The 24,934-nt window shown below is 36.6% G+C and carries 22 protein-coding genes, 3 tRNA genes and 1 other RNA gene; 16 read left to right on the top strand and 10 right to left on the bottom strand.

What is annotated here, in order from left to right:
• Window positions 1–140 precede the first annotated feature (140 nt).
• Window positions 141–2,027 (top strand): RecQ family ATP-dependent DNA helicase, encoded by a 1,887-nt coding sequence (locus B176_RS0109690; protein ID WP_017258608.1) that lies wholly within the window; start codon window positions 141–143, stop codon window positions 2,025–2,027.
• Here the strand turns inward: B176_RS0109690 and B176_RS0109685 are convergent, their stop codons facing one another.
• The 8 genes from B176_RS0109685 to B176_RS0109655 form a co-directional block, all read right to left on the bottom strand.
• Window positions 2,028–2,897, bottom strand: a complete 870-nt coding sequence (locus B176_RS0109685; protein WP_083852702.1) for a glycosyltransferase family 2 protein — start codon at window positions 2,895–2,897, stop codon at window positions 2,028–2,030.
• Between the two features lie 86 nt (window positions 2,898–2,983).
• Window positions 2,984–3,157 (bottom strand): hypothetical protein, encoded by a 174-nt coding sequence (locus B176_RS0109680; RefSeq protein WP_017258606.1) that lies wholly within the window; start codon window positions 3,155–3,157, stop codon window positions 2,984–2,986.
• Window positions 3,158–3,256: 99 nt separating this feature from the next.
• On the bottom strand, window positions 3,257–4,441 hold the full coding sequence (locus B176_RS19365; RefSeq protein WP_017258605.1) for a DEAD/DEAH box helicase: 1,185 nt from the start codon (window positions 4,439–4,441) through the stop codon (window positions 3,257–3,259).
• Window positions 4,442–4,558: 117 nt separating this feature from the next.
• Window positions 4,559–4,631: transfer RNA gene (locus tag B176_RS0109670), tRNA-Gly, on the bottom strand.
• A 150-nt stretch (window positions 4,632–4,781) separates the two neighbouring features.
• Window positions 4,782–4,910: a GIY-YIG nuclease family protein gene (locus B176_RS21590; RefSeq protein WP_083852701.1), complete on the bottom strand. Its 129-nt coding sequence runs from the start codon at window positions 4,908–4,910 to the stop codon at window positions 4,782–4,784.
• Window positions 4,911–4,953: 43 nt separating this feature from the next.
• Window positions 4,954–5,038, bottom strand: a tRNA-Leu gene (locus B176_RS0109665).
• Window positions 5,039–5,075: 37 nt separating this feature from the next.
• Window positions 5,076–5,148 (bottom strand) — tRNA-Gly (locus tag B176_RS0109660).
• A 93-nt stretch (window positions 5,149–5,241) separates the two neighbouring features.
• Complete coding sequence (locus tag B176_RS0109655) at window positions 5,242–5,721, bottom strand: regulatory protein RecX (protein WP_017258604.1); 480 nt, start codon at window positions 5,719–5,721, stop codon at window positions 5,242–5,244.
• A 49-nt stretch (window positions 5,722–5,770) separates the two neighbouring features.
• Between B176_RS0109655 and B176_RS0109650 the strand changes: the two genes are divergently transcribed.
• On the top strand, window positions 5,771–8,224 hold the full coding sequence (locus B176_RS0109650; RefSeq protein WP_017258603.1) for a bifunctional UDP-N-acetylmuramoyl-tripeptide:D-alanyl-D-alanine ligase/alanine racemase: 2,454 nt from the start codon (window positions 5,771–5,773) through the stop codon (window positions 8,222–8,224).
• Window positions 8,225–8,226: 2 nt separating this feature from the next.
• On the top strand, window positions 8,227–8,820 hold the full coding sequence (locus B176_RS0109645) for a DUF502 domain-containing protein (RefSeq protein WP_017258602.1): 594 nt from the start codon (window positions 8,227–8,229) through the stop codon (window positions 8,818–8,820).
• A gap of 47 nt (window positions 8,821–8,867) precedes the next feature.
• On the opposite strand, the gene B176_RS0109640 is transcribed toward B176_RS0109645, so the two are convergent.
• Complete coding sequence (locus B176_RS0109640; protein WP_017258601.1) at window positions 8,868–9,830, bottom strand: hypothetical protein; 963 nt, start codon at window positions 9,828–9,830, stop codon at window positions 8,868–8,870.
• A 94-nt stretch (window positions 9,831–9,924) separates the two neighbouring features.
• Here B176_RS0109640 and B176_RS0109635 point away from each other — a divergent pair, with 94 nt between their 5' ends.
• The 6 genes from B176_RS0109635 to B176_RS0109610 all read left to right on the top strand — a co-directional run bounded on the left by B176_RS0109635 (window position 9,925) and on the right by B176_RS0109610 (window position 16,781).
• Window positions 9,925–10,380, top strand: coding sequence for an antitoxin Xre/MbcA/ParS toxin-binding domain-containing protein (locus tag B176_RS0109635; protein WP_017258600.1), 456 nt, complete (start codon window positions 9,925–9,927; stop codon window positions 10,378–10,380).
• Window positions 10,381–10,482: 102 nt separating this feature from the next.
• Complete coding sequence (locus tag B176_RS0109630; protein WP_017258599.1) at window positions 10,483–10,950, top strand: RES family NAD+ phosphorylase; 468 nt, start codon at window positions 10,483–10,485, stop codon at window positions 10,948–10,950.
• 147 nt (window positions 10,951–11,097) lie between these two features.
• Entirely contained in the window at window positions 11,098–12,333 is a 1,236-nt protein-coding gene (locus B176_RS0109625) for a DEAD/DEAH box helicase (protein WP_017258598.1), read from the top strand.
• An 83-nt stretch (window positions 12,334–12,416) separates the two neighbouring features.
• Window positions 12,417–12,514, top strand: an RNA gene (gene ffs / locus B176_RS20620) — signal recognition particle sRNA small type.
• 211 nt (window positions 12,515–12,725) lie between these two features.
• Window positions 12,726–13,385 carry a fructose-6-phosphate aldolase gene (gene fsa / locus B176_RS0109615; RefSeq protein WP_017258596.1) on the top strand — a complete coding sequence of 220 codons (660 nt, stop codon included), beginning with the start codon at window positions 12,726–12,728 and terminating at the stop codon, window positions 13,383–13,385.
• Between the two features lie 540 nt (window positions 13,386–13,925).
• Window positions 13,926–16,781 carry a S8/S53 family peptidase gene (locus B176_RS0109610; RefSeq protein ID WP_017258595.1) on the top strand — a complete coding sequence of 952 codons (2,856 nt, stop codon included), beginning with the start codon at window positions 13,926–13,928 and terminating at the stop codon, window positions 16,779–16,781.
• Between the two features lie 2 nt (window positions 16,782–16,783).
• On the opposite strand, the gene B176_RS0109605 is transcribed toward B176_RS0109610, so the two are convergent.
• Window positions 16,784–17,356 (bottom strand): thymidine kinase, encoded by a 573-nt coding sequence (locus B176_RS0109605; protein WP_017258594.1) that lies wholly within the window; start codon window positions 17,354–17,356, stop codon window positions 16,784–16,786.
• A gap of 104 nt (window positions 17,357–17,460) precedes the next feature.
• On the opposite strand from B176_RS0109605, the gene B176_RS0109595 reads away from it, so the two are divergent.
• From B176_RS0109595 to B176_RS0109565, 7 genes are all read left to right on the top strand, one after another.
• The gene (locus tag B176_RS0109595) at window positions 17,461–18,543 is read left to right on the top strand and encodes a hypothetical protein (protein ID WP_017258592.1); all 1,083 of its coding nucleotides are present in this window, start codon (window positions 17,461–17,463) and stop codon (window positions 18,541–18,543) included.
• A gap of 52 nt (window positions 18,544–18,595) precedes the next feature.
• Window positions 18,596–19,483: a glycoside hydrolase family 25 protein gene (locus B176_RS0109590; protein WP_017258591.1), complete on the top strand. Its 888-nt coding sequence runs from the start codon at window positions 18,596–18,598 to the stop codon at window positions 19,481–19,483.
• A gap of 4 nt (window positions 19,484–19,487) precedes the next feature.
• Window positions 19,488–19,916: a secondary thiamine-phosphate synthase enzyme YjbQ gene (locus tag B176_RS0109585; protein ID WP_017258590.1), complete on the top strand. Its 429-nt coding sequence runs from the start codon at window positions 19,488–19,490 to the stop codon at window positions 19,914–19,916.
• A 257-nt stretch (window positions 19,917–20,173) separates the two neighbouring features.
• Complete coding sequence (locus tag B176_RS0109580) at window positions 20,174–21,346, top strand: helix-turn-helix domain-containing protein (RefSeq protein ID WP_017258589.1); 1,173 nt, start codon at window positions 20,174–20,176, stop codon at window positions 21,344–21,346.
• Between the two features lie 135 nt (window positions 21,347–21,481).
• Window positions 21,482–23,077, top strand: coding sequence for an IPT/TIG domain-containing protein (locus B176_RS0109575; RefSeq protein ID WP_017258588.1), 1,596 nt, complete (start codon window positions 21,482–21,484; stop codon window positions 23,075–23,077).
• Window positions 23,078–23,169: 92 nt separating this feature from the next.
• Window positions 23,170–23,703, top strand: coding sequence for a hypothetical protein (locus tag B176_RS0109570; protein WP_017258587.1), 534 nt, complete (start codon window positions 23,170–23,172; stop codon window positions 23,701–23,703).
• Window positions 23,704–23,753: 50 nt separating this feature from the next.
• Window positions 23,754–24,803, top strand: coding sequence for a hypothetical protein (locus B176_RS0109565; RefSeq protein WP_154647938.1), 1,050 nt, complete (start codon window positions 23,754–23,756; stop codon window positions 24,801–24,803).
• Window positions 24,804–24,934 lie beyond the last annotated feature (131 nt).

Genomic DNA, 24,934 nt, shown 5'->3' with positions numbered 1-24,934 from the left:
TTGAAGGCTTAACGTATATTTATCTATCTGTTTTTTACACTGATTTTGTAGGCAATAAGCATACTAAAGATTTATTGTAAAATAACTGAACGCCAAAAAATGATAAATATTCGCTTTCTTTGTTTTAAAGCATAAATACGTTGACTAAAGATATTTTAAAGCAGTTTTGGGGTTATGATGAATTTAGACCTTTACAGGAAGAAATCATTGATGCTGTACTTGCCGGAAAAGATACTTTAGCCTTATTGCCAACTGGTGGAGGGAAGTCAATCTGTTTTCAAGTGCCGGCGATGGCGATGGAAGGTATCTGCATTGTTATTTCTCCGCTGATTGCGTTGATGAAAGACCAGGTCGAGAATTTACAGCATCGTGGAATTAATGCCGTGGCGATTGTTTCTGGAATGGGCAAACGTGAGATTGATATTGCTTTGGATAATTGTGTTTACGGACCGGTTAAGTTCTTGTACCTGTCGCCAGAAAGGCTACTTTCTGATTTGGTACGCGAACGGGTAAAATACATGAAAGTGAATTTACTAGCTGTTGATGAAGCACATTGTATTTCGCAATGGGGTTATGATTTTCGTCCGCCATACCTGCATATTAAAGATTTTAGAGCAATCCATCCCGGTGTACCGGTTTTAGCATTAACCGCATCGGCAACGGAGAAGGTACAGCTGGATATTGTAGAGAAGCTAGAATTTAAAGAGAAAAATATCTTCAGAAAAAGTTTCGAGCGTAAGAACCTGAGCTACTCCGTTATCAATCAAGAAAATAAGTTACAAAAGCTTTTAGATGTTTGTAATGGTGTAGTAGGGAGTGGTATTTTGTATGTAAGAACTCGAAAAGATACCGTAGAGCTTGCAAAATATCTGAATCAGCATAAAATACCTGCGCAATATTACCATGCAGGTTTAGATTTGGATGAACGATCGGAAAAGCAAAGCGCTTGGTTAAATGATAAGGTAAAGGTAATGGTTGCTACTAACGCTTTTGGAATGGGTATTGACAAACCAAATGTTCGCTTTGTGGTGCATTATGAAATCCCGGAAAGTTTAGAAGCGTATTACCAAGAAGCGGGGAGGGCAGGCCGAGATGAACGTAAAGCTTATGCTGTTGTGCTGTTTCAACCCCGCGACCGGATTAGTTTTGAAAAGCGCTATGAGCAAAATTTCCCATCGCCAGACGGAATCAAAAGAATTTATCACTTCATCAGTAATTACCTGCAAATACCTTTTGAATCGGGAGAAGGGATTACTTACGAATTTAACCTCGCAGATTTTTGTTCTAAATTTCAGTTAGATGTGGTGAGCACCATTAGTGCAATCAAGTTTTTAGAACATGACGATTATTTTGTACTGAATGAAAGTGCTTTAATGCTTTCGCGGATTCAATTTCTGGTAAACGGGGAAGATTTATATCGTTTCCAAGTTGAGAATTCGAAATTCGACGGTTTTATTAAATCGGTTTTGCGAGCTTACGGTGGTGCTTTCGACCAGTTTGTCAATATCAAAGAAATGGATATTGCTAAAAAGAATAACCTTTCAAAAGCGATGACTATTAGGTACTTGCAAGAGTTAGATAAGTTAGAAATCATCAGCTATCAGCAACAAACCAACCAACCTCTGTTGACCTTTATAAAGCCACGTTTTAAAACCGAGGATTTACTGATCGATAGGCAGTACTTAGCTGAACGTAAACAAAATTACCATCAGAAAATGCTGAGTACCTTGGCCTTTGTAGAACAGGAGAAATGTAGAAGCATGCAGATTTTGGAATATTTTGACGAAACCGATGCTAAGAAATGTGGAATCTGTGATGTTTGTTTGGCAGAAAAGAGGAGTGAGATTGGGGATTTGGAATCGCAAATGACTGCTAATGTTTTAAACCATTTAAAAAGCCAAAAATCAGATACTAGACAATTACTGTCGGCAATTAAAAAAGGAAACGAGAAAGAAAAGCTAAGTCTAATTAGAACTTTGCTAGACGCAGGCGTAATTAAAAAGAACGAAAACACCTATCATCTTTAACTACACTTTTTGTAAGGAGTGGTAGTAATAAAGCTTGTAAATAGCTATCAGTAGTGTTGATCCAATCGGGAGGTTCAAACACAATAATTCTCTTGCTTTTGCTAGTATTTCCGTTTGTTTGATGGATAACAAGAATGTGAGTCTGAATTTTTTTAGCTTACGATAAAATGCAGAGATGCGCACCTCTTTTTCCAACTGTCCATCTTTTCTACGATCGATTAGCTTTTTTAGGTTTAGCAAAGCCTGCTCTGTATCTGAAATAAACTCATGGTTACTTTTTAGTTGAATATGCTGAACCGGATTATTAATTCTGATTAGCTCTAAACCCAACCGTTTTGCATCCCAACCAAAAATCACGTCTTCGTAGCCATAGCCTTTAATCTCTTCATCGAAAGTTATTTTGGAGAAGATTGATTTTGGAACTAAAAAATTATTAGACTGAAATTGTGCTTCGGCAAGCTGTTCTACTTGCGTACCATATTTGTAGTGAAGAAAATATTCAGGTTTGGGTACCTTGTTATCATAAACCCTTCCGCCGGAAACAATTCTATCACCACAACAATCCAAATATCTAGTGATGAAATGATCGGTTATAATTGCTGCATCGCCATCCAAAAAAAGCAAATAAGGGTATTGAGCTTGTTTTGCTAAAAAATTTCTAATCGCAGCTCGGCCAATGTTTTCCTTTAAAAAAAATATTTTGAATCCTGGCTTAGTGAGGCTTTTTAGATAGGTTTTTGAGATTGGTCTAGACGCATCATCCACAATTAGAATCTCGAAAATAATTTCAGCGTTCTTACATTGCGTAAATAGGCTTTCAAATAGATGAGGGTTTACGAAATTATAATGGGGGATACAAATGCTTAGCATAGGCTAATTGGGAGTTTGTCTAAAAACAAAAAAACCTAACTTAATAAGTCAGGCTTTTGTTTTTTGGAAGATGGTATAAAATACTACTATCCGTTTTTCTTAGCGGTAACTTCGTTACGAATGTCTTGTGCTAAAACCTTAGTTTGTTGCATAGCGTTACGTAATCTTGTTCCTGCAGCTTTGTTTCCTTTGTCAAAAAAAGCTACTGCATCTGCTTCTGCTGCACCGATAAGTGCTTTTAGTTCATTAAATTTGTCCATTTTTTATATTTATTTGATGATTAATTATTCGTTTAAAACGAAGATATTTATTTTTTATCATAATATGCAAATACTTTGCGAATTAAATGCGACTATTTTTTAATTATTTTCATCTTCGCTAGTCTTTTTTGGCTTGTCTTTAACAATATATAGGTCTTCAGGTAGCTTCACGGGCTGTATTTTCTTTCCTTGCTTCTGTTCTAACCGGCGTATTTGACTAAGTTCTAAGTCGGTGCAAAAGGTAATTGCAAGTTGCTCCTTTTGCGCTTCTGTACGTAATAGAACGCGTTGAGTGTAGGTTAGCGTATCTTCGGGTATGTCAAAATTAATAACACAAGGAAAATCCGAAACATCTAAATCATCAACATCCTCATTCGCAATAACCAATATCCGACTTTTAGGCGATAATTTAAAATCAATAAGTTGACTAAAAGTATTTTCGGTAAAATGAGCAGGCAGATAAACCGCCGTTTCATCTTTAAAATCTTTAGCCAGGTTTTTATAAACCGTTTCTGCCGTAAAGCGGGTGTTTGTAAAAATCAGAACCTTATCAAATACATCTTTATCCTCCATTAATAATTGTATAAGATAAAGCTTTGTGCCAAAGTTGGGTACATGATAAAGCAATTGTTCAACCGTATTCATTTGGTTGTCTCCTAAATCTTCTACCTCAATAACATTCGCTAAAGGAATAAATCCATTATAAAGCTTTTCTAACCTTTCGTGAGAAACAGCAGAGCAAACCAAGAACTGTGATTTTTTAATTCCTCTAACCAGTTCAGTAGTTGGTAAAACCAAACCTTTTTTGATAATCAGGTCAGCATCATCTATTACAAAAAGCAATATTTTATTTAGGTTTAAACCGAGTTTTAAATAGGCGGCCCTAGCTCTGTCTGGTGTAGCAACAATAATATCTACGCCATCAGTAAGCTCTAAAACTTGTTGATCTAAACTGCTTCCATCTGCAAAAAGACCTAAAAAGCGTAAATCTCTGTTTCTGTTTAAGGTATGGAATTGGTCTAAAACCTCTTCTCCGGTTTCAATATCCGGCACTAGGTAAAGAACGCGTGGGGCTATTTCTTCGGTATAAGTGATTTTATTTAAGGATGCTAATACGCAAGTTGTTGTTTTACCACAACCATCAGGGCCAATAGCAACAATATCTTGTCCGCCATGTAATCTCGGGAATAAAATAGCTTGTAGTTCGGTAGGACTCAAATATCCGTTGTTGGTCATTGAGGTAAGCAATTGCTTACTTAATTTTAATTTATCTAATGTGCCCATATATTTGCAAAAGTACGGTTTTTGTTGGTTTTGGGCTCGGAAATTATTTATACCATCAATTGCATGCAGATTAAGCGGAAGGCAATTGAAATGTTGATTAGAATGGATTATGTGAAGAGCGAAAGACGAGATTCGAACTCGCGACCCCAACCTTGGCAAGGTTGGGGTCTACCAACTGAGCTACTTTCGCTTATGAAAATTAGCAGAATAAATTTTGCTAATTATATTTTTAAAGAAGTCTTTCTATATAAATCCTGCTTTTCTTAGATTTAATATCCAGCTCTCTTTGATTTGCTTTTAACTTATTTTCAAAAACTTCAGAATAAACTAATCACCAAGGTCAATTATTCTTTGTTGCTTTAACCATACCCGAATTATGTCTCTTTAACCTTTCGATCAAATCTTGCGTGTGTCCGATATAGAACCTGCCTGACTTTTCCGATTGCAATATATAGGCAAAAAACTGCATTTCGTTAAAATAAAAAACCTCTCACGGGCATGTGAGAGGTTTGTACTCAGAGCGGGAATCGAACCCGCACTCCCTTAACGGGAACAGGATTTTAAGTCCTGCGTGTCTACCAGTTCCACCATCTGAGCAAGCATGTAAGCTTGATAGAAACTTTAAAGTTTCTAGAGCGAAAGACGAGATTCGAACTCGCGACCCCAACCTTGGCAAGGTTGTGCTCTACCAACTGAGCTACTTTCGCATATTTTAAAGAACTTTGTTTCCCTTGCGGGTTGCAAATATAGACAGAAAAATATTCTTTGCAATAACCCACGTTAAATAAATTCAAAGTTTTTTATAATTCGTTAGTTTTCAATGTATAAAAAACCAAATCGGGTTCAAAACCTCTGCTTATTGCATACTGGCTGAGTTTATAATTGAGTTTATATGCTTGTTTTTCTTTGATAGAAGGTCGTTTTTTGTCTAGTAAATCTTTTAATTTTTCTAAATATTCATCTTCATCCAAATTTTTTAGAGCTTTTTTTATCAGCGGAGCAGATACCTGTTTAAATTTCAAGCCATCAGCAATTTTCCTTCGTCCCCAGCTTTTGATTCTTAATTTTCCCTTAGCATAGGCTGTTGCAAAACGTTCCTCATTCAAAAAATTAGTTTCAATTAAAGTTGTAATCACATTTTCTAACTCCAAACCTCTCGCTCCTAATGAAATCAGTTTTCCACGAACCTCGTACTGGCTCCTTTCTTGGTAAGCGCAATAAGCTTCAGCTTTTTTTAGCGCAGATTGATAGCTAATAGACTCTTGTTTCTTTTCTTCCATGAATGATAAAATTAGTGATATTCGCGAATAATCATCAACTTTGCGAAATATGTCGCAGTTTTCTTTTACAGCCAAAGAACTATCAGAAATAGTGGGTTTTAAGTCCTTACTTAACAATCCGCAGCAAATTATTCAACACTTGCTAACCGATAGTAGGAAAATAACCGACGCAAGGAACTCTGTTTTTTTTACATTAAAAGGCACAAAAGACGCACATCAATATATTAATGCCCTTTATAAACTAGGTGTAAATAGTTTTATTTTAACCGATCTAGATTTTAATACCGAGACCTATACCAACGCTAATTTTATTTGGGTAAAAGATGCTACCGCCGCAATGCAGCAAATTGTTGCGGTGCACCGAGAAAAATTCGACTATCCTGTTATAGGTATTACAGGAAGTAACGGAAAAACAATTGTTAAAGAATGGCTTTATCAGCTTTTGGCTCCAGATTATGATATTGTAAGAAGTCCTAAAAGCTATAACTCGCAGATTGGCGTACCACTGTCGGTTTGGCACATGAGCGATGATTATAATTTGGGAATTTTTGAAGCAGGTATTTCTGTTGTTGACGAAATGAAAAATTTGGAGCGGGTAATTAGGCCCGATATCGGGATTTTGACCAATATAGCTACAGCACATGATGAAGGTTTTGAAAGTAGAACGCAGAAATTGCAGGAAAAGCTATCTCTTTTCGACCATGCAAAAGTTGTAATTAGCAATAGCCAATACGTATTAACGCTTCCAAAAGATAAAATAGTATTTACTTGGAGTATAGCACAAGATGCAGATTTAAAGGTTAATGAAATTATACGTGATGGCGCCAAAGCAACCATTTCTGCCATCTATCAACAAAATAATATTGAAATTATAATTCCATTTAGCAACCAAGTGTCCGTAGAGAATGCGATAATATGCTGGGCTACCTTGCTTTATTTAGGGATAGAACAGGAAGTTATTGCCAAGAGAATGGAAAAACTTTTACCTGTTAAAATGCGTTTAGAACTTAAAAATGGGATTAATCAGTCAGCCGTGATTGATGATTCTTATAATTCCGATTTTTCTTCTTTAGATATTGCAATAGATTTTCTGAACCAGCAGAACCAGCATCCCAAAAAAACACTTATCCTGTCAGATATTTATCAGTCTGGTAAATCTGCTAAAGAACTTTATCAAGATGTTGCAAATCTTCTCGAAAATAAAGGTGTAAACAGGTTTATAGGTATTGGCCCAGAGCTTAGTTTGTATGGCAATCTATTTCCAGCGGGGAGCTTGTTTTACAACAGTACACACGAGTTTATAGCGCAGTTTAATAGTGAGGATTTTAAAAATGAAACCATATTACTAAAAGGTGCTCGGGATTTTGAGTTCGAAAGAATTAGTAAAATGTTAACACAAAAAGTGCATGACACGGTTTTGGAGATTAATTTAAACGCTATAGTCCATAACCTAAAACACTATAAGGCGAAGCTGAAACCTGGTGTAAAATTGATGGCAATGGTTAAGGCTTTTGCTTATGGAAGTGGGAGCGATGAGATTGCCAACTTATTGCAGCATCACCGTGTAGATTATTTGGCCGTAGCTTACGCTGATGAAGGAGTTGCTTTGAGGCAGGCAGGTATAAATATTCCAATAATGGTGTTGAGCCCTGAGGTTTCCTCCTTCGAAGCAATTTTTGATTACAATTTAGAGCCTGAATTATATTCGCTGAGAGTTTTGCAGGCTTTTGCTACTTTTTTAAGTGATAAAAAAGTAAATAACTACCCTGTACACATCAAATTAGATACTGGGATGCACCGGTTGGGATTTGAAAAGGAAACGGTCAATGAACTGGCGACTATGCTTAATGCACAAGCCGTTTTAAAAGTAAAGTCTGTTTTCTCGCATTTGGTTGCTAGCGACAGTGATCTACATCGTGATTTTACGCTACAGCAGATTGCTGATTTTGAAGCGATGACGAAGATTTTGGAAGATTGCCTTTCCTATACTTTTTTGCGCCATATTTCGAATACATCGGGTATTAGTAAATGGCCAGAAGCGCAGTTTGATATGGTAAGGTTAGGTATTGGCCTTTACGGAATTGAAAGTGTGGAGGAAGAAAAACCATTGTTGACGAACGTAGCGAGTTTGAAAACTACAATATCGCAAATTAAAACTTTGAAAAAAGGAGAAACGGTTGGCTACGGAAGGAGTGGTATAATGGCTCATGATGGTAAAACAGCAACGGTGAAAATCGGTTATGCCGATGGTTACCCCAGAGCTTTGGGTAATGGAAAAGGTACTATGTTGGTGAATAATCAGTTGGTTCCAACCATCGGAAACATATGTATGGATATGACCATGCTGGATATTACAGGCATTGATGTAAGCGAAGGAGATGAAGCAGTTGTTTTTGGGGGTGGATTAACTGTTTACGAACTTGCCAAGCAATTGAATACTATTCCTTACGAAGTGGTCACCAACATTTCGCAACGTGTAAAAAGGGTGTACTTTTACGAATAATTATGAAACGGATTTTTAGAGCCTTATTAAGGTATTTTATAAAAGGTTTATTGGTGGTTCTACCTTTGGGAGCTGCATTTTTTCTTTTGTTTTGGGCGTTTTCTTCTGTGGACGATGCACTTAATTTAAGTGAATGGATTTTTGTGGACCCTACAACTGGGAAACCATTGTACATACCAGGTTTAGGGTTGCTCTCTGTAATTTTGGTAATCTTAGTTGCAGGTTTTGTAGCAACTTATTTGATTACCGAACCTATTTATAATTGGTTTAGTAAATGGCTAAACAAACTTCCGATTTTTAAGTTTATTTATTCATCTATTAAAGATTTAACCGAGGCATTTGTTGGGGATGATAAAAAGCTGAACGAACCTGTATTGGTGGAAGATAGCCATGGTTTTAAAAGAATAGGGTTTTTAACCCAGAAAGATTTAACTGTTATAGGTTTAAAAGGGGATGTTGCGGTTTATTTTCCGTGGTCGTATTCTTTTGCTGGGCAAGTACTTATTGTAAAAGCAGAGCAGGTGAAACCTTTAAAAATGACATCTGCCCAAGCTATGAAGTTTATCGTTTCTGGCGGAGTAAGTTCTATACATTAGTTTTTAGTTAGTTAGTTAGTTAGTTAGTTAGTTAGTTAGTTAGTTAGTTAGTTAGTTATCTTGTATTTAATAAAGCCTGTGGAAATCCCAAACCTTACAAAAGGATAATGATCGCCGAAATAAATATTGTAGGGATCTTCGCCGTAATAGCCTGCGGTAGCCATTAGAAATACATTATGCATAAAAGGTAAGCTGTAATTTGCGGTAAGTTCCACATTTAGCCTTTTTTGGATGTCGGTAATTGTGCTGTTGTTTATCTTGTTTACGGCGTAAGAGAATTGGGCGTTCAATCGTAAAAACTCTTTTTCCAAACTCTTTCTTGCACTACTTCCCGAACTGGTTTTTTCCCATCTATCGCTTTTTTCATTGTTGTAAAAAGCATATTTCCTAAAAGAGAAATCATATAATAATCTTGTGAAGCCATATTCGCCCTCTAGTGCTTTTTCGTAAGAAAACCATTTATGCCATTCTAATCCCAATTTATGGTTGTAGGAGTTATAACTCTCTCCATTTTGATGATCCTCAAATTTCCCGAAGCGATAGCTGGATGTTAGGTAGTTGGTGCTGAAATTACCATTGTAAGTATTTATGGTTCCATCGGGATTTATTGCGCTGGCATCCTGTCCGTTTGAGTGATGGGTAAAGGTTAATTCGGCGTATTTGTAATTCTGTTCGTCGCTATTTAAACGGATAAATGCGGTTCCTCCTAGTTTAAAGCTTGGTGTTCTAACTCCCGCAGAATTTTCATTTCTAACCCGAACAGTAAAGTCGGGTATTAAAGCAAAAGCGACTGGCAAAGTTCTTGCACCTAATATCATGTAGGTAGTGGTTAGTTTTCCGGATAAAAGATATTTAGACGGCGCACCGATTTCTGAAAACGGAGAGGTGTAAGAAAGTTCGCTGTTTTCTTTATAGCGTTCGATAAATTGTTGATTAGCTTCTTGATCGCTTTGTGCAAAAAGCGTTAAATTAATTGCGGAAATTATGATTAGGATAAATATTATTTTCATCGATTTAGTAACGAAAGAATCTAAGTTTTAGATTTTTTCTTAAAAAAAAAATGAAAATATTTTCAAATCAAAAAGAAAATTATTACATTTGGGTATGAAAAACTACGAGATTTTGGACGATGATGATCGCAGGCTATCTATGGTTGCAGAAGCGCTTGCGCCTTATCAAACCTATTTTGAGTCTCCAATCAATAGGTTACAAGTAATTAAAGGTGGTTTGTCTTCAAAATCATTAAATGATCTGCTCCAGATAAGTGGTACTACTCGCTTTGATATGGCCAAAAACTTAGATTTAACAGAGCCAACCCTACGTAAGCATTTAAGTAACCCAAAAGAGTTAAGTACTAGTTTAAGTGAGCATGTTCTGTTTTTATTAGAGCTATATGATAAAGGTATAGATACTTTTGGTTCTGTAGATGAGTTTAAAAATTGGTTGCCACAACATAATATAGGTATTGATGCAAAACCAAATGATTTATTAGACTCTATCACTGGTATCAATATAGTTATGAATGAGCTAAATCGTATTGATCACGGTATTTTGGCTTAAAGTAAAGTTGGAAGTACAAAGTAAAAAGTCAAAAGACTTATATTGTGTTCAGCTAACTATTCCTTGCTTTAAGCTTTCGGCTTTAAGTTTTTGTCTCCAAAAATGTTAGTTTACAGAATCACTCAAACAAAATTTGCTTCTTTATTATTTGCGCCCGGTTTTGCGGGTAGGTGGAATAGTGAAAATGAGCGGATGATTTATACTGCCGGTTCAGCTTCACTGGCTTGTTTAGAAGTTTTGGCGCATAAAAGTGGTTCTGCTTTAAATTCTGGTAAATTTTCTATGGCGATGATTGAGTTTCCGGAGGATTTAGTGGTAGAAGAAATTAAACTGTCGGGATTACAAAGGTTAAATGCGGAATGGTTTAAGGTTCTGCATTATCCGATCACGCAGAAACTGGGGAATAAATGGCTTTCGGAAACGAGTTCGATGATTTTAAAAGTTCCGTCGGCAATTGTCGATAGAGAATATAATTATCTGTTGAATCCGGCCCATCCGGATTTTTCTAAAATAAAAGTTCTGGATATTACTGCTTTCAATTTTGATTCGCGGTTGAAGTTGGATATTTAGGGATGTTTTTTAGCCCTGATAGTAGTGGATACCGGCTTGTGGCTAAGGCCTGCGGGCGTATGAACGGATAGCAGGATTAGCGTCTTCAAATATCCTTTGCACTAAATAATAAATTAAAGCTTGATTCAATGCTTATATTTGCACCCGATGAAATTTAGTAAATACCACATTGTTCCCGAATTAAAGAAAAGTTTAGACGACTTAGGTTTTAAAAAACCGACTGATATTCAGTTTAAATCTATTCCACAGATTCTTTCGGGGCAGGATATTTTAGCCATAGCACAAACTGGTACGGGGAAAACTGCTGCTTTTGCAATTCCGCTGATTAGTATGCTGCATTATAACAAACGCCGAGAGCCAGAGCAAAATGTAAAAGCTGTGGTAATGGTGCCAACGCGTGAGCTGGCGATACAGATTGAACAGGTTTTTAATGAACTTGGACAATATACGGACGTGGAAACTATTTCTTTGATAGGCGGGGTTGATATTGATCCACAGATAGAAAAACTGCGCAAAGGGGTTGATGTGTTGATTGCTACTCCTGGTAGAATTTCTGATTTGGTGCATAAAGGGCATTTGAACTTGAAAAAGATTGACTTTTTGGTGCTTGACGAGGCTGACCATATGTTGAATAGAGGTTTTTACGATGATATTAAACATCTGCTTCAGTTTTTACCACGTCGCCGACAGACCATGTTTTTTTCGGCAACGATTGATGAAAACATCAAAGATTTAGCTTACGCTTTAGTAAACAAACCAGTTAGGATTCAGATTTCGCCAAAAGACCCAGTTTCTAAAAATGTAGACCATGCGGTGGCTTATGTTGAAATGGATGATAAGCGTTTCTTTTTAGAGCGGGTTATCAAAGAGAATCAGGATAAAAAGATTTTAGTTTTTGTGAGAACAAAAGTACGGGCAGAGCGGGTTTTTAAAGCCATGGAACGCGTAAACATTGTTACCACAACATTACATGGGGATAAGGAACAAGAAGAACGCTTTAAAGTACTACAGGATTTTAGAGAGGGGAAAATAAAGATTTTAATTGCAACAGACGTAAGCGCCCGCGGCTTAGATGTAAAAGGGGTGGAGTATGTGGTGAATTATGATTTGCCAGATGTTGCCGAGAATTATGTGCACAGGGTAGGGCGTACCGGTAGAGGAAACAATAGAGGAAATGCGGTTTCTTTTTGTAGTGAGGAGGAAAAACCAATTTTAGCAGAGATTGAAACTTATTTGACGCAACCTATTAAGGTAATGAGCATTAAGAAAACCGAATACGAGGAAACTTTGGCTGTTTCTGAAGGTCACTTAAATGATTGGAAATCTTTGATTGCGGATAACGAGGCAGCCGAGAAAAAGTTCAAGAAAAAGAAGAAAAAATAAATTTATTTTTTGATTATCAACAGGTTAAGATATAAAGACATTTGGTTTTTTAGAATCTGTTAAAAATTGATACCTTTGCGCCGGGTTAGTCATCTACGACCAGCTCCTTCTGAACTCCCCCAGGGTGGGAACGCAGCAAGGGTAAGAAGTTGTAGCGGTGCGATAGAAACGACTAGCCCATTTTTTTTCTCTCCAATTTCCAGTAGGTTTTCTCATTAAAATTTTCTTGTTTATCAACCGAGTTGTTTTGTTGAACAAATGTGTGATTCATGTCTAAATTCAAAATATTAGGTCGGTTTTAACAAAGAACTTGATATATTTGAAGATTGAATCGATTTTTTGGTTTTATACCAGCTGTCGATTTAATTATTAAAAAGAAAAACTAAAATAATATGAAATTTTTTATTGATACCGCAAACTTAGCTCAGATTAAAGAAGCCCAAGATTTAGGTGTGTTGGACGGTGTAACTACCAATCCAAGTTTAATGGCTAAAGAAGGCATTACTGGAGACAAAAACGTATTGCAACATTACAGAGATATTTGTGCAATTGTTGATGATAACGTAAGTGCAGAAGTTATTTCTACAGATTTTGAAGGAATGGTTAAAGAAGGTGAAGCTTTAGCTGCACTTGATGATAAAATTGTTGTTAAAATTCCGATGGTTAAAGACGGGATTAAGGCTTTGAAGTACTTTAGCGATAAAGGAATTAGAACAAATTGTACTTTGATTTTTTCTGCTGGTCAAGCATTGTTAGCCGCTAAGGCAGGTGCAACATATGTTTCTCCATTTTTAGGTCGTTTAGATGATATAGGTGCTGATAGCTTTGGACTTATCGAAGATATCCGTTTGATTTTTGATAACTATGGTTATGAAACTCAGATCTTAGCAGCTTCTATCCGTAACTCTGTTCATATTGTAGAATGTGCTAAAATAGGCGCTGATGTGATGACTGGTCCATTAAGCTCTATCTTGGGATTGTTGAAGCATCCATTAACTGATAGCGGTTTAGCGCAGTTTTTAGCAGATCATGCTAAAGCAGCTGGTAAATAATCGTTATTTATTGATAATATTTAGAAGCCACCTTTTTGGTGGCTTTTTTTGTTGGAACGGATTTGAGTATGTAGTTATAGCTGTCAGTATTTGATGAAAGTTAGTATCAATTTGGCATCAATTTTTGAAAATCGACACTTTAATGCGCTTTATTTGACCGTAAATGCTATGTTTTGTATTTAAGAGAGATAGTTCATTAAGAATCGTAACCAATTGGCTTAAAAACAGTTAAGCTCCAAACGGGGAGAATGGAGCTTAAACTAACCAATTATAAACCTAAATTAAACGATAGGAACTTTAATAAAGCAATGAGGTATTCCTCTAATTGCTTGGTGTAAAGGTAACACTAAGTATGATTTGTCTTGTCATGAAACTGTCATGTATTTATTAAAAATTATAAAGATGTTTATTGTTTTTTAATTATTTTAAAAACTACTTTTTCTCTTTTTTGTAGAGATAGGTAGAACGTATGAATTCTAGTGAAATTATTTTCCGTTACTTAAGTTAAATTATTAATTTAGAAATCTTTTTAACTTATAAATGGGTAAGATAGTCTCCGTATTGGTTGTGCTCGTAATGGTGATTTTACCTTCGTTTAAGCCGATCTTCGAACCCAAACCTTTAAAAAAATACCATTTACCAGCAGGTTTAACATCTGCAGATTATTTACCCAGTACCTTAATTGTTAAATTCAAAAATGTAAGCCTAGGTAAATCCACACTTAGCGTGGGTAGTAGGCAGTTTAACGGCACCACTGCTGTTACAATAACTTCAATAAACCCTATTTATCAATTTAAAGGGGCTACTTTGCAAACCCTTGCTGAGCAAAAAAGTATCGACAATGCTGGACTAAACAGAATTTACCAAGTTAAATATAACAGTTCATTGCCTATTGAAAAAGTGGTAGACGAACTACAGAAAGATGCTTCGGTTGAATATGTAGAACCTAGTTTTGTTTATTATACTTTCGATACCCCTAACGATCCAGATTTTTTGGATGGCAAGCAGAGTTACCTCGATCAAGTTAAAGCTCCCGAGGCTTGGACTATCCAGCCGAATGCAAATAAAGTAGTTATTGCTATTGTAGACTCAGGCTCTGATTTACAGCATGCGGATTTGGCGGGCAATATTTACTTAAACTCAAGTGATCCAGTTAATGGTATTGACGACGATGGCGACGGCTATATTGACAATTATATGGGTTGGGATTTTGTAGGAGCTACAGCAAGTAAAATTGTAGCAGATAATAACCCAGATATACCCGCCGATTCTCTGGATCATGGTGTACATGTTAGCGGATTGGCATCTGCTGTTTCTAATAACGGACTTGGCATAGCTAGTATTGCCGAAAATGCCAAACTAATGATTATAAAGGTTGGGGCTGATGATAACTCCAGAGCCATATATAAAGGTTATGAAGGTATTATTTATGCCGCAAATCATGGTGCTAAAATTATCAATTGTTCTTGGGGTGGACCCGGAGGAGGTGCATATGGGCAGGATGTAGTTAATTATGTAGTGAGCAAAGGTTGCTTGGTGGTTGCAGCAGCAGGTAACAGTAAAACTAACGAGCCTATTTATCCGGCTGCATATTCCGGTGCATTTGCCGTAGCCAATGTAACGAGTGATGATGTAAAAGCTAGCTCATCTAGTTTTGGTTACCATGTAGCAATTGCGGCCCCCGGTACGGGTATTTATAGTACAACCAATGGCAATAACTATGGTTATAAAAGTGGAACATCTATGGCTGCGCCAATTGTTTCTAGTGCAGCGGCATTGGTGTTGGCGAAAAATCCTTTGTTAACCGGATTGCAAGCGGGTGAGATTTTACGTATTACCGCAGATGATATATATATCAATAAAGTCGGAAATGAGCTGTACACTAATCAGTTAGGTAGTGGAAGACTGAATGTTTTTAAAGCTGTTAGTGCCAGTTCAAGTCCATCCATTAGATATCAGAAAATTACTATTGATGATGGTTCCAGTGGTGCTTTGTCAGCGGGAGATACGGTGAGTTACTATTTTGAACTGAAAAATATATTATTGGCTACAAATAACTTAGAAGTTAGCTTGAGCACTGATAATCCAAATATTAAAATTGTTACGGGACTGAAAAATGTTGGAGCGTTTAATGCCTTAGAAACCAAGAGTGTTGGACCTTTTAAGGTGGTGGTAAATGCAAATACCCCCGAAAACACCAATATTTTATTCAAACTTAATTATAGTAATCCCTTGTCAAATTATAACGCCAAGGAATTTTTTACAAGTACGGTAAATCTTGATTATCAAAATATTACGGTTAACCAGCTGTATACCACCATCTCCAGTAATGGGCGTATAGGCTATAGTGGAGCTAATGCACATGATGGGCTAGGGGTGCTTTATAAAGATTTTTCCATGCTTTATGAAGGTGCATTGATGATTGGCGTTTCACCTACGCAAGTATCAAATAATGCCAGATCTGCAAATGGAGAAACCGACGAAGATTTTTTTAAGGTAAAAGGTGTAGCTCGCGTTCAAGATGCTATGGTGGCTTATGAAGGGATTTCCACTTTTAACGACAGCAAGAGTGTTTCACCAATTGGTTTGTTAGTAAATCACAAGCAGATTGCTTACAAAAATGCACCAGACGACAAGTTTGTGGTGGTAGAATATGAAGTCACCAACACCACTAACCTGCCTTTGAATAATGTGTATATAGGTTTGTTTGCTGATTGGGATATTGATGAAAGTTCAAAGAATTTTTTAGCCTACGATGAAGAAAAACGTCTTAGTTATGCATATGCAAGTACTCCTTTAACACCTTATGCTGGCATTCAAGTACTGAGTACAAATGTGAAACCTCTATTTTACCCGCTATCTTATCAGTTAGGGAGTGATCCCTTATACGATGGGAATTTTTCTACAACCGAAAAATACCATACCTTATCAAGCGGTATAAAAGCAACGAACTTAGGCACTGGTGATGGTTTGGATATCATGTGTGTGATTGGCGCCGGACCTTATATTATTGCGCCAGGCAAAAGTGTAAAAATAGCATTTGCCGTAATTGTTGGAGACGATTTAGCAGATATACAGAAATCGGCGATGGCCGCCAGCGAGAAATATACAAAAAGCTTAAAAGTTGTGGAGAGCGAATTCAAAATGTCTCAGAACTATCCAAACCCCGCGAAAAAACTAAGCAGCGTTGATCTAAATATTCCAGATAACGGTTTTACAAGTTTAGAGGTTTTTGATTATTTAGGTAGAAAGGTGAAAGATGTGTTAGCTAAGGATTTGAAACAAGGAGTTTATACGACTTCTATAGATTTAAGTGGTTTAAAAACAGGTGTTTATTTTTATAGGTGTACTTTTAAAGGACAACAAAAGGTGCATAAAATGATTGTGGTGGAATAGCTTTAATCGAGGTTGAAACACAGCCTACACCTAGGTTCATAGTTTTCTTTTTCTCCCAATAAAAACTGACTTTTATTTTCGGTTAATCGATAACTGAACAATGCAGAGCCACCACACCTAACGCATACCGCATGTACTTTGGTTACCTCTTCTGCAATGGCCATTAATGCTGGGATGGGCCCAAAAGGTTTTCCTTCAAAGTCCATATCTAATCCTGCTATAATTACACGGACACCTTTATTTGCCAATTTCACACAAACATCTGGCAATTCATCGTCAAAAAACTGTGCTTCGTCTATCCCTACGATTTGTGTGTTGCTACCGTAAAGTAATATCGCTGATGAATGATCAACAGGGGTTGAAGCAATAGAATTTAAATCATGAGAAACTACGGCTGTTTCATCATAACGTGTATCTGTTTTGGGTTTAAAAATCTCTACCTGAAGTTTTGCAATTTGGGCTCTTTTTAACCGTCTAATTAGCTCTTCAGTTTTTCCAGAAAACATTGACCCACAGATTATCTCAATACTTCCACCCAAATCAAATTTCCTTTTAAACCTATCGTCATTAAACATAATTGACCCAATTGCTGTAAACGTTTCGGCTAATATCAGAATTATATGTTATTTTTGATAGCGTTTTACCAACATAAATACCCAAAAAATACGTTTCTAGTATCATGATGAATAAGTCACAGATTTTAAAAAAAATCGGAAATATTATAGAAGAATTAGGCGAACAGCAACAATATTTAGCTAGTACCAATAAAATCAATTTGTTAGAGCTAGAGCTTTTTACCGCTAATGCTGATTTTTTGATTGATCATATAGAGATTTTAAAAAAACTTAACGATCAAAGATTTGAAATTGAAGCGCATAGTCAGCCAATATCAGAACGGCAACCACCCATAATTCGAGCGCCAGAGCCCGAAATAGCGCAGAAACCAGTGGAAATTCCGGTAGAGGAAGAGAAGGAAAGGAAATTTAGTTTTTCTTTTGATGACGAACCTACAGAGATGGTGTTCGATTTTGAGAAAAAAATAGCCGTTGAAGAAGTTTTTGATAGACCATTGAATAACGATGAACGTCGTTTGTTGGAAGAAAAGTCAAGGGCGCCAATGGCAACGCCAGAAGAGTTTATCGTTTTAGATGATACTGAAAACCAATTTACAGGTAATGATTTAGAAGAAGATATTGAACCATTTTTGATGGTTAAACAAGAGGAAACAGTAAGCACTGCTAATTCTAATGATATACTGACCAATGTTATCGATAAAGATGTTGAAATACCAGTAAAAGAGGAAGAAAAAGGTGAGCCTATAAAGGAACAGAAATTAGTTGAGAGAGAGCAAGAGCCTGTGGCATCATCTGCACAAAAGCAACCAAGCGCTTTTGATCAACAAGCATCAGCACCCACAAACGTTAGCGCTCCTTCTCTGGTTAAAGAAGACAGACCTTTAACTTTAAATGAGATGCTATCTGCAAAGCTAAACCAAGGCAACGGGCAGCAACGCCAAACAAAAAAGCTCGACGATCTGAAGACGGCGATAAGCATTAACGATAAAATGGTTTTTATAAAAGAACTTTTTAATGGTTATAACTTGGCTTATAGCGAGGCTATAGAGATTGTGAACAGATTTGAGAGTTTTGAAGCAGCAGATAATTTTCTTCAAAAGAACTATTCACTTAAAAACGATTGGGAAAGTAAGCAAATAACAGTTGCTCGTTTTTACGAATATCTGCACAAAAAATTTGTAATGTAAAAAGTATTGTTTTTTACCTGTTGGTTTTTGTGTTTATAGATAGATTTTTTAAATGCCTCCTCAAAAAAAAGTTGTACCGAAGAAAGTAGCTGTAAAGAAAAGAACTTATGCGCCCCGGAAGCCAAAACCAAAGAAAGGCAGTTCCGTAAAAATTAAGTTTGTCATTATTCTAATAGTAGCACTGGTTTTATCTCCATTTTACTATGGGAGAGTTCTTAAAACTGCGGTGTCTACAAGCAGGTGGTTTAGGGATTTATTTGTTTTTGATGAATACCCACATTACGAGCAATTTGGAATTCGGATTCCTCGTAAATATTACCTCCACGGTATCGATGTTTCTTATTACCAAGGTAAAATTGATTGGGAAAAAGTTGCTAAAGTAGATTATAACGGAATCAAAGTTTCTTTTGCATTTATTAAAGCTACCGAAGGGATTACCTTGGTAGATTCGTACTTTCAGCGGAACTGGCGAGAGACGAAAAATGCAGGGGTAATTCGTGGTGCGTACCATTATTTTAAGCCCAATAAGTCTGGTTTGTGGCAGGCCCGTTTTTTCTTACAAACTGTAAAAATGGAGGCAGGTGATTTACCTCCAGTAATCGATATTGAAGAGGATTCCGGCTTAAGTAGAAATGAACTGATTCCTAATATTCAGGATTTTTTAAACGAGGTAGAGCAAAAAACCAAGGTTAAACCAATTATATATACAGGTTATCAGTTCTATAAAGATCATTTAAAAGGCGAGTTTGATGATTATCCTTTATGGATTGCGCATTATTATCAGCCAAAGCTAAAATTGAACAAGCAAACACATTGGGATTTTTGGCAACATGCGGATAACGCCAGAATTGATGGCATCAAACACAAAGTTGATATGAATGTCTTTAGTGGAGTAGAGGAAGATTTAAGTGCGCTGCTGATTCAAAACGTAAACCTTTAATTGGATGAAGTTTTTTCAGGAATTATTAAGATTAGAGCAAAAACGCCGAGGTTTTCATATTATAACCGGAAGGATTGAAGCTTGTTTGCCCCAAATTTTAGAAATTAAAGTAGGAATGTTGCAGGTTTTTATTCAACATACCTCAGCATCTTTATGCATCAATGAAAATGCTGACCCAACGGTTCGGCAAGATTTTGAAATGTTTTTTAATAAAACAGTAAAGGAAAATGACCCAGATTATAAGCATGATTATGAAGGGCCTGACGATATGCCAGCACATTTAAAAAGTGCTTTACTCGGCAGTTCTGTAACAATCCCTGTTCGTAATGGGAAATTGACCTTAGGAACTTGGCAGGGAATTTATCTGTGTGAGCATAGGGATTTCGGTGGCAATAGAAATTTGGTGGTTACGGCCTGGGGAGTTGGGTTTTAAAATACTTTTCGTTGTGGCTTTTTGTTTCTAGATACAAGGAGTGTAATGAGCTTATAATCTGCAGCAAAAGGGGGTGTTTCTTTTTTGAAGTAGAAGCTGTGTTTACTCGATTTAAGCAAACTGTTTGTGTAGCACATGAGAACTTTCATAGTCTGCATAAAAAAAAGTATTGGGAAACTGTAAGTACAGTTGGGGTAATTTATTTATAGAAAAATATTACTTTGCAGTGCATAATGTAATTGTCGCTCTCTATTGCTATGGATTTAATTGGTTTTTTGCATGTATTTACGATTACTAATAAATTGTTGCTTTTTTTATTGTTCTTTTTTAGAAGAAACAATTCTTTGGCTAACAAGATGCTTGCTTGGCTGATCTTACTTCCAGCATTTCCTGTAATGGCGAATTATCTATTTTATACAAAAGGTGTTTTTTGTTTTCCATTCTCTTTATTCTTGTCGCAAGCCATTTTTAGTTTCTTTGGGCCAATCTATTTGCTTTATTGTAAGGAAATGATGGGAATACCCTTTAAGGGTAACAGAAAACAACTTCTTCATTTGCTTCCTTGTATTTTGGTGCTTCTGTTATGGATTAACTATGCAGTTTCTGGAGAAATAAGTCAACATAAATTCGTTGAGGGTTTTCTTTTGGGTGGGGAAATGACTTTTGCAATGGTTATTGCATCAGGAGGGGCAACCTTAATCGTGTTTATATACATTTTGGTGTCAGCGCATTTGGTTCATAAAAGAATAAAGATTTCTAAAGATATTTTTACTAATCTCGAAACTTTAAAAATAAATTACATACGAGAATTTATTTGGGTAATGATTATTGAAATTATCGTTCTAGCTATTGCTTACTCATTTACCCCTGTACTGTATGTCGATTTAGTTTGGGTTCCAATTTTAGGTAACACAATGTATTTCTATATTATCTATAAGAGTTATAATTATGGGATGCTATTTTCGGAGAAAGACTATAAGGTTTATAAAGACCTGTATGAGCCCCTTAATCTGTACATAGAAGAATCTGAATCAAATAAATATTTAAAATCTGCACTGTCATCAACGCAAATGGATGGATATGCAGCATTATTGAAAGAAGGTTTTGAAGGAAAGCATTGGCACCTTGATCCTGAATTAAACCTAAATACGCTTTCAGCAAAAAGTGATATTCCTACGCATTATATTTCACAGATAATTAATCAAAAGTTCAAAAAGAACTTTTTTGATTACGTAAATTTTTATCGCGTTGAAGCCTTTAAGATAATGCTTAAAGATCCTGCTTTTGCACATATCAAACTTGAAGAGTTGGCTTATATGTGTGGCTTTAATTCAAAGGCTACCTTTCAACGAGCTTTTAAAAAGCATGCGGGAATGACTCCCTCTCAATACCAGAATAGTGAGATAACATCTTCCTTAGCAGGGAATTAATTAAACCATATTTTTTTGTTTTTTGTTGGCTCATCCGATAAGATGAGCCTTTTTTATGCCTTTACCTCGTTACGTTTGCATTATTGTTTGATTAATCAACAATAGAAACCATTCGAGTTTAAGTAAAAAACAATTATGAAATCTAAACTATTCAAGATAGTAATCCTGCTCTTAGCAATTTTTGTGTCGTCCTGCTCCAAAAAAGATGATTCCAAACCAGATCCTATTACGCCGCCCGGTGCGGTTACGATAACCAGCATCAGCCCGGATTATGGCAAAGCCGGAACAGAAATCATCATTAGCGGAACAAATTTCGGTGCTACAGTAGCGGCGAATACCGTTACCCTAGGCGGGAAAGTGGCTACCGTAACAGCGGCAACTGCTACCCAACTTAAAATAACTGCCCCAGCTGACGCCACACACGGAACCATTGAAGTAAAAGTGGGCACAGCCACTGCAACCAGTGCAATGTATTATTACGAACCCGAAGTCACTTCGCTAAGTACCACATCTGGTAAAGCGGGTGATGTGCTTGTTATTACAGGAAAACATTTCGGCACAACAGCGACCGATTTTGAAGTGAAATTTAATGGTAAAGTTGCGGAGATTACTGCGACAACCGCAACTACGCTGACGGTGAAAGTTCCGTTAGATGCTGTTACTGGTGTAATTACTGTAGCTCGTAAAACAAAGGCGCCAGTAAAGGGACCTAATTTTACAATAAGTAGCAGTGGAGGTGGAACGGGAACAACCACTGGCTTTACGATTATCGACGGTTCTGTAACAATAACTAACCTTGTGAAATCTAGTGGTGCTTACGGGGAGATCAAGTGCATGACCGTTGATGAGGAAAGAAATGTTATTTATGCAGGTACCAAAGACCAAATTATAAAAATCGATTTGGCTACAAATGCAGTTTCTACCGTAATTGCTAACTCTTCCTTCAAAACTATCTCTGGTAGCCTTAGCTCAGACCTTTCTGCTATGGATGTGGATGCAAATGGAAAGCTTTACGTATCGGTTACCTTTATAGGGACAGAGCCTGCTACGGGTAGTAATATTTTCGTTATTGACCCTGTTGCCAAAACAGCTAAGCTGGCAGGAAACCGTTTCGTTGGTGTTTCCATTCCTGGACTATATCCTACTTTTGCTTTAAATGCGCCATTCCAGGTGATGGGCAACGGCGAGATCATTGCATTCGATGAAAGCGGTAGAGAGCTGTGCAAGTTCTCTGCCGATTTAAGTGTTCGTACAGTAATTTATACTTTGCCTATAGCACTAGAGGCTTTTACGCAATTAATTGAAGTTAATGCAACCACCGTTCGTATTGTACTAACAGGAATAGGGGAGAAATATTATTACGACTATTCAACAACATCTGGCTTGGGTACGAAAACAAATTTCGCCGAACCAACGGGCTTTGCAATGATCTCACAAACTATAGGAGGCACAAATAAATATGGCGTTGCAGGCGAAGCAATTACCAGCGATCCTACTTTTCAGAATAAAAAGACTTATACCATTGGAAGGTTAAATACTGCACAAACAAGCTGGGATAAAAAGGGGGCATTCATCATCGAAAGCTTTAGCGCAGCTGGGGCATTGAAATTCTACAATGTTATTGGTCTTAACGGAAAAAATTATTTCTATGCAGATAAGAATGGTAATATGTATGCGCATATTTCAGGAAGCGCAGACAGTACAGGTATCTATAAACTCTCTTTGAATTAACAACTAAATTCATTTTAAGTTTAATCTAAAGAATTCCTCGAGGTTCTACCTCGGGGTTTATTTATTTATTTATTTATTCAAAAAAAACAATGATGAAAAAGCTGATTTTAATACCAACAATTATACTGATGATGTTTTCGGTTTTAACAGTTTCTTGCGATAAAAAAGACGACAGCGCCCCGAAGGAGGAAGAAGGCACAAATCCGAAAGAAAAATCTAAATTCACCACTTTTAAGTTTGCTTCTACTAAAAAGGACTGCGGAATTACTGATGGGTATGCCAATCAACAACATGTATTGCCAGAACTTATTCATTTAGGTACCGACAAATGTAATGGCGAAACATACCGACCTACCATAACACTCACATTTGGTGAAAAACCAATACCAGGTACCTACCGCCTAGTAGCAGAAAAACCTAGTGCTAAAGAATTTATCATCGAATCGGTACAGTACAATTATACCAGTTGGGATGGTACAGCCGGAACCGTTGTGGTTACCGTAAATGCCGAAGACGCTACTAAAGTAGATATCGAGCTTAAATCAATTACCATGAAAAACCGAACAGCAAATGACCCTAAAAATCCAGCTACTGATACGCTTACTGGCTTTATAATCAAAATTTAAACAATTAATCAACAAATAATTGAACCATTATCATTTAAAAACAAGAAATTATGAAAAGACTAATAATACTTACCCTACTGATTTGTATATCAGTGTTTACTTCTCAATCGCAAACTTTGGGAGAGTTTGATGTGAAAACTTCCGAAATGGGGAAAGGGAAACTTCAAAAGGCGCCCAAAAAAGTTTATATAGCCAGTTTTAATGTATATCTCGAAGTTTATAAAGAAGCCATAGATTTTAAACAAGGTGGCAGTATGTTGGGTGGTGGTCAAACAAGTAACGCTACCGCAAGAGCCGCAGTTGGTCTTGGTGGCATTGATGGTAATGATATCCAACAGAAAGCCAATCAACTTTATAATGAGTTTGTTGCTGATTTGAAAAAGGGGGGGCTGGAGATTATCTCGCCAGATGTGGCAGGGAAAATCTCAGCTTATGAGGATTGGGAACGGGCAAGCGGTCCTTTCGTAGGAGACTCTGGAATTCCAGGATTATTAGTTAGTATACCGGCCGGGCATTCCCAGTACTTCAGAGGAATGAAGGCTAACGGAAAGGTGAAAAAAAGCATGTTTGATGATAATATGATGCCTGCCAAACTGAGCAGTCAATTAGACGACGCCATTATAGCAAACGTAAATTTCTATTTTATGTTTGCAGAAGAAGGAAGTGATATGTTTAAAGGAAATTCTGCGAAGGTTAAAATACTTACTAACCTGAGAATGGTTGGTGATTTTACGGTACAGGCACCTAACGATAAGGGAATTATTAAAGGACAGCAAACTTTTAACAGAGTGAGTAGTGGTGTAATCTTTAATCAGGGAAAAGTGGGCTTAGGTAGCCCAGTAGCTTTCGCAACCAATCTTAAAAAGCCTTTAGAAGTGGATGGTGTAATTAAAAAAGAAAAAGTGGTTGCCTTTCAAAAACAGGGTAGCTCTACGTCCACATCTTTTAAGAGTATAAGTTTAATGGATACTGCAGATAAGTTTTCAAAGACAACAAACTGGATTGAGGTAGATAGTAAAAAATATGCTAACGGACTTTACATGGCTGCGAAAAAGATGTTGGATAGTGGTACGCAATCTTTAGTCAGCAGTTTAAAATAGTAATATCACAACCTTAAATATTCCATCATAAGAGGCTGTTTAGGCAGATCGTGGATAAAAAAACCATTCTAAAAGATGGTTTTTTTTCTTTTTTAATCCGTCTGAATCAAATCAGTATTCAAGAATTTAAA

The sequence above is a fragment of the Pedobacter arcticus A12 genome (genome assembly GCF_000302595.1).
Taxonomy (GTDB): Bacteria; Bacteroidota; Bacteroidia; order Sphingobacteriales; family Sphingobacteriaceae; genus Pseudopedobacter; species Pseudopedobacter arcticus.
Note: the sequence above shows the minus strand (reverse complement) of the source record. Positions and strands in the feature narration are given on the sequence as shown.